12 protein-coding genes and 2 pseudogenes are annotated in these 11873 nt (G+C 43.3%); 5 read left to right on the top strand and 9 right to left on the bottom strand.

Features of this window, described 5'->3' with window-relative positions:
- The 5 genes and pseudogenes from LC574_RS07365 to LC574_RS07345 form a co-directional block, all read right to left on the bottom strand.
- Window positions 1–150: pseudogene (locus LC574_RS07365) on the bottom strand (LD-carboxypeptidase); the annotation flags it as partial.
- Window positions 95–571 (bottom strand): response regulator, encoded by a 477-nt coding sequence (locus tag LC574_RS07360; protein WP_229452422.1) that lies wholly within the window; start codon window positions 569–571, stop codon window positions 95–97. The gene LC574_RS07360 and the pseudogene LC574_RS07365, both read right to left, overlap by 56 nt.
- Before the next feature lie 346 nt (window positions 572–917).
- Complete coding sequence (locus LC574_RS07355) at window positions 918–1166, bottom strand: transposase family protein (protein WP_229452421.1); 249 nt, start codon at window positions 1164–1166, stop codon at window positions 918–920.
- Window positions 1167–1258: 92 nt separating this feature from the next.
- Window positions 1259–1543 carry a type II toxin-antitoxin system RelE/ParE family toxin gene (locus LC574_RS07350; protein ID WP_229452420.1) on the bottom strand — a complete coding sequence of 95 codons (285 nt, stop codon included), beginning with the start codon at window positions 1541–1543 and terminating at the stop codon, window positions 1259–1261.
- A complete protein-coding gene (locus LC574_RS07345) occupies window positions 1540–1806 on the bottom strand; it encodes a type II toxin-antitoxin system ParD family antitoxin (RefSeq protein WP_229452419.1) in 267 nt (88 codons plus the stop codon). The genes LC574_RS07350 and LC574_RS07345 overlap by 4 nt, the downstream gene beginning before the upstream one ends.
- Window positions 1807–1918: 112 nt before the next feature.
- Here LC574_RS07345 and LC574_RS07340 point away from each other — a divergent pair.
- Window positions 1919–2143, top strand: a pseudogene (locus LC574_RS07340) (ISKra4 family transposase); the annotation flags it as partial.
- 133 nt (window positions 2144–2276) lie between these two features.
- Window positions 2277–4712, top strand: coding sequence for a filamentous hemagglutinin N-terminal domain-containing protein (locus LC574_RS07335; protein WP_229452418.1), 2436 nt, complete (start codon window positions 2277–2279; stop codon window positions 4710–4712).
- A gap of 513 nt (window positions 4713–5225) precedes the next feature.
- Here the strand turns inward: LC574_RS07335 and LC574_RS37855 are convergent.
- Complete coding sequence (locus tag LC574_RS37855) at window positions 5226–5351, bottom strand: hypothetical protein (protein WP_267871448.1); 126 nt, start codon at window positions 5349–5351, stop codon at window positions 5226–5228.
- Window positions 5352–5639: 288 nt separating this feature from the next.
- Here LC574_RS37855 and LC574_RS07330 point away from each other — a divergent pair, with 288 nt between their 5' ends.
- From LC574_RS07330 to LC574_RS07320, 3 genes are all read left to right on the top strand, one after another.
- Window positions 5640–5990 carry a hypothetical protein gene (locus LC574_RS07330; protein ID WP_229452416.1) on the top strand — a complete coding sequence of 117 codons (351 nt, stop codon included), beginning with the start codon at window positions 5640–5642 and terminating at the stop codon, window positions 5988–5990.
- Window positions 5991–6389: 399 nt separating this feature from the next.
- Window positions 6390–8606: a peptidase domain-containing ABC transporter gene (locus tag LC574_RS07325; RefSeq protein ID WP_229452414.1), complete on the top strand. Its 2217-nt coding sequence runs from the start codon at window positions 6390–6392 to the stop codon at window positions 8604–8606.
- A gap of 221 nt (window positions 8607–8827) precedes the next feature.
- Window positions 8828–9409: a biotin/lipoyl-binding protein gene (locus tag LC574_RS07320; protein WP_229452413.1), complete on the top strand. Its 582-nt coding sequence runs from the start codon at window positions 8828–8830 to the stop codon at window positions 9407–9409.
- On the opposite strand, the gene LC574_RS38475 is transcribed toward LC574_RS07320, so the two are convergent.
- The 3 genes from LC574_RS38475 to LC574_RS07305 all read right to left on the bottom strand — a co-directional run bounded on the left by LC574_RS38475 (window position 9298) and on the right by LC574_RS07305 (window position 11582).
- Window positions 9298–9579 (bottom strand): DUF692 family multinuclear iron-containing protein, encoded by a 282-nt coding sequence (locus LC574_RS38475; protein WP_306422089.1) that lies wholly within the window; start codon window positions 9577–9579, stop codon window positions 9298–9300. The genes LC574_RS07320 and LC574_RS38475 overlap by 112 nt on opposite strands.
- The gene (locus tag LC574_RS07310; protein WP_229452412.1) at window positions 9528–10622 is read right to left on the bottom strand and encodes a TIGR04222 domain-containing membrane protein; all 1095 of its coding nucleotides are present in this window, start codon (window positions 10620–10622) and stop codon (window positions 9528–9530) included. The genes LC574_RS38475 and LC574_RS07310 overlap by 52 nt, the downstream gene beginning before the upstream one ends.
- A gap of 168 nt (window positions 10623–10790) precedes the next feature.
- Complete coding sequence (locus tag LC574_RS07305; protein WP_229452410.1) at window positions 10791–11582, bottom strand: ion transporter; 792 nt, start codon at window positions 11580–11582, stop codon at window positions 10791–10793.
- Between the last annotated feature and the right edge of the window lie 291 nt (window positions 11583–11873).

The following is an 11873-nucleotide window of genomic DNA, read 5'->3' as shown; positions in this document are numbered from 1 at the left end:
ATGGGAGCGGATTGGCGAGTAGTTGAGTAAAGGTAAAATGCGATTACAACCCCAACCACCACGCATGGGAATAATTGCTTTTATGGTGCGATCGCTAAACATCGAGTTTACATCCTGGGCGCGATCGCAATTCTGAAGATAAATAAATCGAGCCGCGCAATGCCAAGTCAACGAACTTTAACATTTCACGGAGCGGCAAAGACTTATCCATAGCGGCAAAGCCACCTTCATAAGCATTAATTATCGGTTTTAGACGTACCAACGGTTTGACATTGGTACTCAGCACCACTAAATTAGGGGCGAGAGAGCTTGACATCAAAGTTTTGATCAATTGCATCCCAACTTCAATCTGAGCTTGACCTTGAGGCTTTTCTGGCAGACACAAATCAACAATTAGCAAGTCTGGGTGATGACGTTCAAATTGCTGATATGCAGTCTGAGCATCCTGAGCAGCGAAGACTTCTGCTTCTGGATATTTCTCTTTGAGTGCTGGAATTGTACCTTGAAGAATTGCTTCATGGTCGTCAATAACTAAAAATTTTTGCAAAGTTTGCTTTGGTTCTTGGCTCATAACTGGTTTACTTTTGAATAAAAATCAGCACCTAAGTACAGCTTTGCGTAAAAGTGTAGCGTTTTTAATGCAAGGGGACGCATTGGCATTGTCACCCGATGCATTGGCATTGTAGGGTATTGCTAAATTTAATTCGCTACGAATTAAATCAGTTATCAGTTATCAGGCGTATGGTGGGGGATTTAGACCCGCCACCAACGCCTGACACCAATTGGTGGGGGACTTAGACCCAAGGATTTAACTGATAACTGTTTACTGTTTACTGTTCACTGTTAATGAAATGCTGTACTAAGTTAAGGAATATAACAACTTGTTAAACTTGATGACCCCAGAAGATAAAAAACTTTTAGAAGCCCACATCAAAGGTCGGATAACATTTGAAATAGAACAGGATGAAAAATAATTTGTCTTGGGCTGTAAGCAAGCGGGCTTTGCGTCCTCCACCCAGGGCACGTTGACGAAGCTTGGTCTGTTGAATATCAAGGTACATCGTGGTAAAGGTGGGCAAAAGGGCATCAAATGCTTTCCGATTCAACCCAGTTAATGCCTTCAACAGCCGATCTTGCTTCAGCGCACCTTTAATATTCAGCATCATCCTTCCCTACCACTGCTGTCTATTCTCTTTTATTTCCCGACAAGTCTTTTATAAATAGCCTATTATTCTCTCATGAGAGTGATGAAACAGCGCTAGAGGAGATTCCGTAAGTCCCGCGCCCCGTGAATAATCCGCTCGACACGGACGGTTCCATTGACTAGCCGAAAGAAGATGAGGTATCTTCCATAGCTGACCATCCGAGCGCCGGGAAGAAGGTTGTCTCTTGACGGAAATGCTTCCGGTGTCACAAGGAGCTTTCGGCATCGTTCTTCGATCTCGGCGATGAAGGAAAGTGCGCGCTCTGGATTGTCACGAGCGATGTAGTCGCCAATCTCTTCGAGGTCGTTTACGGCTTTAGGGGAAAAGACAAGCTTCATTGTGCAATCGTCTGGTACTTGGCGCGCAGACGAGCAAACACTAGGTCGGCATCAACTCCGGGGCCACTTTCAGCCCCTTGACGAAGGAGTTCCCGAAGTTCATCGACTTCCAGAGTCTCCACTTTCCGCCGGAACTTCCAGGCGCGAAGTGCCTCCCGAATTACCTCACTTGTGCTTGCATACTCACCACTTTCGACAGCTTCCCTTACAAGGGCTACCATATCAGGAGGGAGGGCGACACTGATTTTTTCAACGGTTCCCATACACAATCTCCGAAGCGTCTCCTGCTATGGTATGAATAATTCATACCGTTGTCAAGCTGCACTCCTGATTCTGAGAAAAAGTAAGTATGTAGGAGTAACACAATTTACGAATTACCTACAAAAACATCGACACCGCTTAGTCAACTATATGTACTTTCAAGCGGAGCAACTAAGCTCCGTAGGTTCGGGAGCGGTAGAGTCAGCTGTGAAGCAGGTCGATAAGCGACTACAAATAGTTGGAGCGCAGTGGAAGTATGATTTCATACCACAAATTCTCTCTTTGCGTTGTGCCTATCTAAATGGTAAACTCGTCCCCAGCTTATGTAATTTAAAATAAATCGAACAAAAAGGGACAAAATTATTATTCGCGAGATATCATCACGAATAATCTGGATTCTTTTATTTTTGCCAAATTGGGATGCTCCTGATGACGTACTATGCATACTGGTTATGAGGGGTCGAGAAATCTTGTGAAAGCTAAATTAAGGTATTATCAAAGCTGGGAATCGCTGCTATTTAGTTGTGGGGCGATAACTCTAACGGGATGCTGTGCGATCGCAATTCTAGTAACAATTAACCCCGTCAACGCCCAAATTGTTCCTGATAATACACTTGAGGTCAATTCCAGCGTCGCACCAGGATGCACAGTTTGCACGATTGAAGGGGGAACAGTTCGGGGAAGCAACCTGTTCCACAGTTTTAGCGAGTTTTCTGTACCGACAGGTGGGGAGGCAATTTTCAATAATGCGACGCAGATTCAGAACATCCTGACTCGCGTTACAGGTAACTCAATATCCAATATTGATGGGTTGATTCGGGCAAATGGCACTGCAAATTTATTTTTAATCAATCCGAATGGAATTGTTTTTAATTCCAATGCCTCTCTAAATATTGGCGGTTCGTTTATTGCAAGTACAGCTAATAGTCTTAATTTTAGCGATCGTATTAAGTTCAGTACTGTAGAGCCTCAAACTCCACCTTTGCTGACTATCAATGTACCCATTGGCTTACAATATGCCAGCAATCCTGGGAGCGTGGAGGTACAAGGAGCTAGTCTACAGGTGAATTCCGGTCAGACTTTAGCACTTGCAGGCGGCAATGTCAGTATGAATGGTGGGCAACTGCTCGCTTTGGGGGGACGTGTGGAGTTGGCAGGTGTAGCAGGGGAGGGCAGCATCAATCTGGTTGCTAATGGTTCGTCTCTAGGTTTGAATTTTCCCAACTCGGTGTTGCGAACAGATGTATCCATCACAGGGAACGCTGAAGTGAATGTCCGTGCTGGCGGTGGTGGTAATATTGGCATCAATGCAAGGAACTTGAAGATGGCAGGAGGAAGTAACCTGCTGGCGGGAATAAATTCAGGGTTGGGTTCTGTTGGCTCTCAAGCGGGGGATATTGAAGTTAATGCACAAGGAGCAATAAACCTCGAAGATCGCAGCATTATTTCTAATCAGGTACTAATAAATGCCGTGGGCAACGGGGGTGACATCAACATCACAACGGGTTTGCTTGAGGTAACTAATGATTCTAGAGTCATAGCTAGCACCTCCGGGCGGGGAAATGCAGGCAATGTGGCGATCGCTGCCCGCGATACGATTTCCTTTAAGATGAGTTATGTATTCAGCAGCGTGACACCTGAAGGCATCGGCAACGGTGGCGATATCAACATCACAACGGGTTCGCTTTTTTTGACGAATGGCGCTGAACTGGTTGCTGCTACCTTTGGAAAGGGAGATGCAGGAAGTGTGAATATTACTGCCCGCGATACGATTTCCTTTGATGGAGTGGATAGCAATGGATTCCCCAGTGGAGCATTCAGCAATGTGGCACCAGGCGGCGTCGGAACCAGTGACGACATCAACATCATAACTGGCTCGCTTTTTTTGACGAATGGCGCTCAACTGGTTGCTGCTACATTTGGGCGGGGGAATGCAGGTAGTGTGAATATTACTGCCCGCGATACGATTTCCTTTGATGGGATAGGTAGTAATGGATTCTCTAGTGGGGCATTCAGCAATGTGCTACAAGGCGGCGAAGGAAGCAGTGACGACATTAACATCACAACTAGTCTGCTTTCTGTCACTAATGGCGCTATACTGCGGGCAAGCAATAGCAAAAATGGCGCGGCAGGTAACATAAGAGTCGATGCTGACTCTATCTATCTTGACAACAAAGCAAAAATCAATGCTGAGACAAATGGAGGACAGGGAAATATTAATTTGCTCGCACGCGATTTTTTACTCCTACGCCGAGGTAGCAACATTACTACCAATGCCACTGGTACTGCCACTGGTGGCAATATTACGATTACTACCGACAATCTAGTGGCTGTTCCTAAAGAAAATAGTGACATCAGCGCCAATGCTGAAGATAGCTTTGGTGGTCGAGTAATTGTCAATGCTTCTGGCATCTTTGGCACACAGTTTCGTCTACAATCCACGCCATTAAGTGACATTACAGCTAGTTCTGCTCGTGGTTCTGAGTTTAATGGCGTAGTGCAACTCAACACCCCTGATGTTAACCCTAGTCAAGGCTTAACTGCTCTGCCCACAAACATCATCGATACTTCCCAATTAATTGCCAATAGTTGCATTGCACGAAGTAAACGACCAGAAGGGAAATTTGTCATCACAGGAAACGGAGGTTTGCCAGCCATGCCAGATGACCCCTCAATTGCACCCTATCAGACTTATCAGATTCCAACTGTCCAGAGCGCAAGTATCTCAACCCTACAAGAAAACCCTACTACCAGCAGCAAACCTCACAATCCTCCTAAATCTGCACCACTGATTGAAGCTCAAGGATGGATATACGGTTCTAATGGTGAGGTGATTCTCACTGCCTCTGCACCTACTGTTGCTCCTCACAGTTCTTGGTTACATTTACCTACCTGTTCGGGTTCCTAATACCGTTTCGTGTACACATAAGTCTTTTAAAGTTGCTGCGTAATATCAAGTCCGCTAGAATACAAGTCAATTACGAACGTAGCGATAGCGGAGTGAAGTAATCCCAATAAGGAAGCGATTGCAACTCTAAGAGACGCACTCGCGTTCGTTCCACTCCGTTCCACTCGCTTTTGACTTATCGTAAGTGATTAACCGGACTTGATATAACGTAGTAGTCTGTCAATAAATAATTGATGGATAAATTCCCTGTAGAGACCGCGATTTATCGCGTCTCTCTAACCGTCAAAATGAATTTGACAGACCAGTAGAGCGGTTAATTTTTGCAGGTCGATGCAATTTAGTTGTAGGTCAATGCAATTGAGTTGTAAGTCAATGCAATTAAGTTGCAGGTCAATGCAATTGAGTTGCAGGTCAATGCAATTGAGTTGTAGGTCAATGCAATTGAGTTGTAGGTCAATGCAATTGAGTTGTAGGTCAATGCAATTGATATCATGTCCGGTTAAATACTTGTCATTACAATGTTGGGTTTCGTTCCTCAAACGCCAGTTGCTTCAAGTCGGCAGAGCCGCCCAACGCACTGGCTCCCCAACCTACATTGGAGTTATTTTTTAAGCTTAACCGAACAGTATTGAGAGTCATTGTAATTGTTTCTCTACGAGATGCCCAAGGGACGTTCCACTCGGTTCCACTCGCAATGACATATCGTAAGTAATTAAGCGGACTTGATATCAATCAGCAACGCCAGAAGTTTTAGTTATCTTCTGAAATTCACTTTCCAAAATTGGAAAGTCAATTTCCTAACTTGACGATGTGCATCTAATCAAATTTATCTATTCTAAAAGAGTGAAGTGAAGGCGAACACCTAAAACGCCAGTGCTGCACAGACTCAACTTATTAACCTCTCTCAATTAACTAAGGATAAAAATAATGTCTCACATCAACAACCAAACTCAACACCTCTATAGCATCGAATTAGTGCAAGACCTTGACCACGAAGCTGCTGCTACTGTTAGTGGTGGTGCCCTATTCCTTTCTGACTATCCTTTTAATACAGGAGATCAGCTCAAGATATTAGGCAAATATGACAGTTTTGGCAGCTTTAACAATAAAGCATCTTGGTACGAGGTAACAGGTGACAAAGATTGGTATGTTTACGCTGATGAATATCGCAAAGGTAAACCATACGTTCTAAAAGCAGGCACAAAAGGTAACTTCAAAGGTTACGCTAACAACAACTGGGAGTCGGCAGAACCTGTACCTGAATACTACCCCTACTAGAATCCTGAAAAACTTAAAACAGAAAAGAATGCTCTCACATAAGCTTTTAGCTGAGTAACACTCTTTTGGGAGCATCCCACTTTTTTACATGTCATTGCGTTCGCGTAGCGTCTCGAAGAGAGGAACGAAGCAATCGCAAAATTCTTCTCTTCAAAACGAGTCCATGAGATTGCTTCGTCGTTCCTCCTCGCAATGACAGTTATTCTCAAGAGCAAAATAAAAACTGGGATGCACCTCACTCTTTTCTTGTAGTTCGTAGGGGCGAGGTCGTTTTCGCTCCTACTTTTTCATTTAAATGAACATAGCACAAATAAACTAGCAAGATTTGAGCGTAAGAGTACGCGAACAGGATGAGAATCAAGTCGCACACGGTCTAACCAAGTAATCCCCGAATTTTTTATGAAATACCAGGTTGTTCTCCAACATAGTGAAGAAGATTGCGGCGCTGCCTGCCTTGCAACTATTGCCAAACATTACGGACGCACTTTAACTCTGGGGCGGGTACGAGAAGCGGTAGGCACGGGGTCACGAGGTACTACCCTGCTTGGTTTGAATCGAGGTGCAGAAGCTTTAGGATTTAATGTCCGCCAAGTCAAAGCTTCTGCTCAATTGATCGACAGTTTAGATAAAGCTCCAATGCCCGCAATTATACATTGGAAAGGTTACCACTGGGTAGTTTTATACGGGCAAAAAGGAAACAAATATGTGATTTGCGATCCTAGCGTTGGTATCCGCTATCTCAGCCGTAAGGAATTAGTTGAGGGTTGGAGCAATGGGATTATGCTGCTATTGCTGCCAGACGATACCCGTTTTTACGAGCAGCCGGATGACAAAATGACTGGCTTTGGGCGCTATCTTAAGCGTGTTTGGCCCTATCGCTTCGTTTTGGGTCAGGCGATCGCCATCAATATTGTCATCGGACTTTTGTCTCTGGCTTATCCCTTGATGATGCAACTCTTGACTGATGATGTGCTAGTGCGGGGAGATACTCAACTATTAACTACCGTGGCAATTGGGGTAATTGCCATGAACTTGTTTAAAAGTGCAATTGGTTTGGTACAGTCTCACCTCATCGGTCACTTCGGTCAGCGCTTACAATTAGGACTGCTGCTGGATTATGGTCGAAAACTTTTACACTTGCCTTTATCTTACTTTGAAGGACATCGTAGTGGGGAAGTCGTCAGCCGAATTGGCGATATTAATGCGATCAATGCGTTAGTTTCGCAGATTGTCCTTGGTTTACCTAGCCAATTTTTTATTGCTCTAGTTTCCTTGAGCTTTATGCTGTTCTTGAGTTGGCAACTGACTCTGGCTTCTATACTCGCATTTGTCATCGTTACTTTGGTTAATCTGCTTTTCCTGCCCGCCTTGCGCCAGAAAACCCGTAAACTTATTGTTTTGGGTACTGAAAACCAAGGCTTTTTGGTAGAAACCTTTCGCGGCGTTCAAGTACTCAAAACCACCCAAGCAACCCCGCAAGCTTGGCAAGAGTATCAAACCAATTATGGTCGCCTCGCTAACTTGGGTTGGAGTACGATGAAATTGGAACTCTACAGCAGCACATTCACTAATATTCTTTCAACTATAACTAATATAGGCTTACTTTGGTTAGGCAGCTATCTAGTAATTAATGGAACATTATCCATAGGTCAGCTACTAGCCTTTAACGGCATGAGTGGCAACTTTCTTGGTTTTCTGGCTTCAGTAATCGGGTTAGCAGATGAGTTTATTACTGCCCAAATTGTTATCCAACGGATGGCAGAAGTGATTGACGCTACCCCAGAAGACTCAAACGAACAGAAAAGACCTTGGGCAGAAATTTTCACTGATGCAAATATTATCTGCACTCAAGTTAACTTCCACCATGCTGGTAGAGTTGACCTGTTGCAAGATTTTTCGTTGACTATCCCTGGTGGTAAAGTTATTGCTTTAATTGGTAAATCTGGTTGTGGTAAAAGTACTCTAGCCAAATTGATTGCTGGTTTATATTCTCTACAGTCAGGCAATATCCGTTATGGTATCTATAACAGACAAGACTTATCTGTTGAATGTCTGCGACAGCAGGTAGTGTTAGTACCGCAAGACCCGCACTTTTGGAGTCGTTCAATCGTTGATAACTTCCACTTCAGCTATCCTGACGTGACTTTTGAACAAATTGTCACAGCTTGCCACATTGCAGGAGCTGATGAATTCATTAGCGAATTACCTGACAAGTATCATACCGTCTTAGGAGAATTTGGAGCTAATCTTTCTGGTGGGCAACGGCAGAGATTAGCGATCGCCAGAGCGATAATTACTAACCCACCTATACTGATTTTAGATGAATCCACTGGCGCTCTCGATCCGGTGAGTGAAGCTGAAGTACTAGATCGACTGCTTACCTATCGCCAAGGCAAAACCACAATTTTAATTAGTCACCGCCCCAAAGTCATTGAGCGAGCCGATTGGATTGTATTACTAGAGAAAGGACGTTTGCAAATCCAAGGTTCTCCAGATGAATTGCGCCAAATTGCTGGCGAACACTTGGGCTTCTTAGACGATGTTCGGTTATCAACTCCGAGTTTACTGGTGAAATCTTCCGGTCATGCTAATGGCAAATACGCCGCCATTAGTTAATACCATCTTCTTTGTTTGAGATTTTGGATTGCTTTTCGACCAAATAATTACTAATTTGTCATTTGTCATTCGTCATTTGTCATTCTTAATTAAATAGGACTTACGCAAAAAGTGCTAAAAAGCTTAATTTATCGAACCGCCAAGAACGCCAAGAACGCCAAGAATCGTAGAGTTTGCGTAAGTCCTATTAAAATCAAAAATCATCTTTACTTCAATTTATTATGGTTAGTCAATCGAATTCTGTCTTGCTACCCCAAGTTGAAGAAAACGATTTTCTTCCACCACTTGGTAATTGCACTACTATTGGCGGCGCGATCGCATTGGTTACTGTAACAATAGCAATTGCCGTCGCCTCTGTAGCTAAATACAAAGTCACCGTTCAAGCACAGGCAAATCTGCGTCCGGCGGGTGAATTGCGGCTGGTTCAGGCTGCTACGGAAGGCCCAGTTGTGCGGATTTTTGCGAAAGAGAATCAGGTTGTCAAAACAGGAGATGCGATCGCTACTATTGACGACTCCCGCCTGCAAACCAAGAAGAGTCAACTAGAAAATAGTATTAGGCAAATCAAATTACAACTGGTTCAAATCGACGCTCAGATTCATGCTCTTAATAACCAAGTTGTAGCCCAAACTGACAGCACCAAGCGTGCGGTTGCGGGGGCTGAAGCCCAATTGAGCAGTCGCAAGCGGGATTATCGAGATAAGCAAATTACTACTGTTAGTGATGTCCAAGAAGCCGCAGCGAATGTCAGAGCAGCAAGCAGTTCTAACTCCTGCTGTTTTTGCCAAGATGCATCTAGATAGTGTTCAGCAACAATTTCCAAAAAGTCAACCTGCTGACGGTTGAGAAACAGATCGCTTTTAAACGGTTCTCGAAAACCCAACCCCACGCCTAAACTAGGGAGATGAGAAAGCATTGCTCTTAACCTCCTCCACAACCACCACCGCAACCACCACCGCAACCACCACCGCATGAGGAGCTACTGCATGAGGAGCCACTGTCAGAACTACTACTGCATGAGGAGCCACTGTCAGAACTACTACTGCATGAGGAGTTACAGCCAGAACTAGTACTGCATGAGGAGCTAGTGCCAGAACTACTACTGCGAGAACTACTATTGTATGAGGGGCTACTGCATGAGGAGCTACTGCATGAATTGCTACCGCATAAGCTACTAGATGAGCTTTCTACTGTGGTAACTCTTCTAGAAAATGTAGGCGGAAAAAACGCTTTGTAGTAGGAGTCATAAGAGGTTCCAGTCAGCGCCTCAACGCCAAATAGCGCCACCAGTAAGTTGTAGTCAAATACAGAAGGGATGTCATACTTTGCCTTCTGCTGCAATCGGGTAAATGTTTCTTGAAGTTGTTGCAGATACATTTTTCCTCGATGACTGAGATGTGTACGTCTACTGACAAACCACAGCAAAAAGATAATCGACAATACACCAATAGTGATTAAGAAACCTGCGTTATAGCGCCCCTTACCCAAGGCAATGAGCAGCTTATAGCCCCCCAAGCTGAAAATAATCATCGCTCCAATCAAGCCAACTTTGATATTCCGTTCTTGCCACTGGGAAGCATACAACAATTGCTCATTTTGTAGTTTTTCTTCATAAGCATTGCTGTATGACTGGATACTCTCGGTTGCCAACCAAACAGATGTTTTAGCTGTGGAAGAAGAAGAGAATTTATCAAATACCTCACGCTCTATTGGCTCTAGGTGAGATACATCAGGATGATTTGGTACTTGGCTGATGGATTGTTCACTGACTTGCAAATAACCCCGAACAATCAAGTCAAATAATACTACATTGGCGATTCCTGTTTCTTGGGAACGCAAGTAAGCGATTTCGTAGGGATCTGGTTCAGCAGGAATTAACGGTAGAGGCTGGTTTTTGGTTGGATCTTGGACTAGCAACCAGCAGGCTACAAATGCGATCGCAATGACAAAGCAATAAAACAACAAAAAGTCTGGCCCATACATATCTGCAATTGGATTATGCAGTAATGCATTCATTGCCTTTACTCCTTTTTAGGGAATTACTGAAAATACGAGAAATTAAATGACTCAATGTTTGCAGCGTTTTTTAGAACATTTGGCTTTCTCAGGTTTGTCATTTACTTTACCACAACATTGTAGCACACACTAAAATTTATGCTCCGTCAGCGCCACCACTTAACTCTCTCAATCAACCCTACGACTAGGCAACTTAGTCCCGCACCTTTTACAAAACCCAGCATCTACCTCATGGAAAGCCAAACCACAACCTGAACAAACTGTTTCTACCTGATTAGCAGTTTTCACAACTCGTTTAATTAAATCTCCCACTTGCCAAGGAATCAGGGCAATTCCTGTAAAAATCATCAGTACTGTTAGCAAGCGCCCTAATTCCGAAATTGGAATAACATCGCCAAACCCTACAGTTGTCATTGTGACAACAGAGAAATAGAATGCATCCAAAAACGTACCGTAATTTTCAGGATTAACCGGATGCTCAACTTGATAAATTAAGCCAGAATAAATAAAAACAATTGCAAATAATGTAAATAATATTCGCGCAAAAATCACCCCATCTTCGGTGCTGATAGTGGCGAATAAAAATTTCCTATCGATAAATCTGATTAATCGTAAAATCCGAAACCATCGCAGGAGGCGGATAAAGCTGATATCCACCATTCCTAGAAAGAATGGTAAAATTGCCATTAAGTCAATAATCGAATAAAAGCTAAAAATATACTTAATTTTGTTTTCTGCACTCCACAGACGGAGTGAATATTCCACCGCGAAGATGATGACGATCGCACTATCGACTAAATGCAATTGAAACCGCACAGAATCAGGAATATTATAAGTTTCTGCCACAAAAATTCCTGATGATACTAGCACCATAGCGGCAAGTGTTAAATTAATCGCTTTACCTAATGGTGTTTCCAGGTCTTTTAAGTAAAATTCTGTTTCTTGTCTGCTCAGTAACATATTCGACCATTAACTAATCCTAATTCCCACTTATAGCATTAGAAATAGGATATTATTAATCATTATCCTTATGTTAACCCTAGCTTATATATAGCAATCCTATTTGAGTTGTGAAAATTTTTGTTATGGTCGTCCTTGGTCATTTGTCCTTTGTCATTTGTGATTATATAGGACTACGATTTGATTTATGAAAAAATTCCGTACAACTCGAAAACCCTACAGCCCTATTCCCTACTCCCTACTCCCCACTCCCGGACTACGCAAATAATTTCAAAAATCAAATATGATTCC

Origin of the sequence: Nostoc sp. CHAB 5715 (assembly GCF_020829685.1) — a bacterium.
GTDB lineage: Bacteria > Cyanobacteriota > Cyanobacteriia > Cyanobacteriales > Nostocaceae > Nostoc.
Note: the sequence above shows the minus strand (reverse complement) of the source record. Positions and strands in the feature narration are given on the sequence as shown.

What these genes read in the sequence shown, in the direction of transcription:
- LC574_RS07360 (WP_229452422.1), bottom strand. Translation starts at nt 571, where the DNA reads ATGAGCCAAGAACCAAAGCAAACTTTGCAAAAATTTTTAGTTATTGAC.
- LC574_RS07355 (WP_229452421.1), bottom strand. Translation starts at nt 1,166, where the DNA reads ATGATGCTGAATATTAAAGGTGCGCTGAAGCAAGATCGGCTGTTGAAG.
- LC574_RS07350 (WP_229452420.1), bottom strand. Translation starts at nt 1,543, where the DNA reads ATGAAGCTTGTCTTTTCCCCTAAAGCCGTAAACGACCTCGAAGAGATT.
- LC574_RS07345 (WP_229452419.1), bottom strand. Translation starts at nt 1,806, where the DNA reads ATGGGAACCGTTGAAAAAATCAGTGTCGCCCTCCCTCCTGATATGGTA.
- LC574_RS37855 (WP_267871448.1), bottom strand. Translation starts at nt 5,351, where the DNA reads ATGACTCTCAATACTGTTCGGTTAAGCTTAAAAAATAACTCCAATGTA.
- LC574_RS07330 (WP_229452416.1), top strand. Translation starts at nt 5,640, where the DNA reads ATGTCTCACATCAACAACCAAACTCAACACCTCTATAGCATCGAATTA.
- LC574_RS07325 (WP_229452414.1), top strand. Translation starts at nt 6,390, where the DNA reads ATGAAATACCAGGTTGTTCTCCAACATAGTGAAGAAGATTGCGGCGCT.
- LC574_RS07320 (WP_229452413.1), top strand. Translation starts at nt 8,828, where the DNA reads ATGGTTAGTCAATCGAATTCTGTCTTGCTACCCCAAGTTGAAGAAAAC.
- LC574_RS38475 (WP_306422089.1), bottom strand. Translation starts at nt 9,579, where the DNA reads ATGCGGTGGTGGTTGCGGTGGTGGTTGCGGTGGTGGTTGTGGAGGAGG.
- LC574_RS07310 (WP_229452412.1), bottom strand. Translation starts at nt 10,622, where the DNA reads ATGAATGCATTACTGCATAATCCAATTGCAGATATGTATGGGCCAGAC.
- LC574_RS07305 (WP_229452410.1), bottom strand. Translation starts at nt 11,582, where the DNA reads ATGTTACTGAGCAGACAAGAAACAGAATTTTACTTAAAAGACCTGGAA.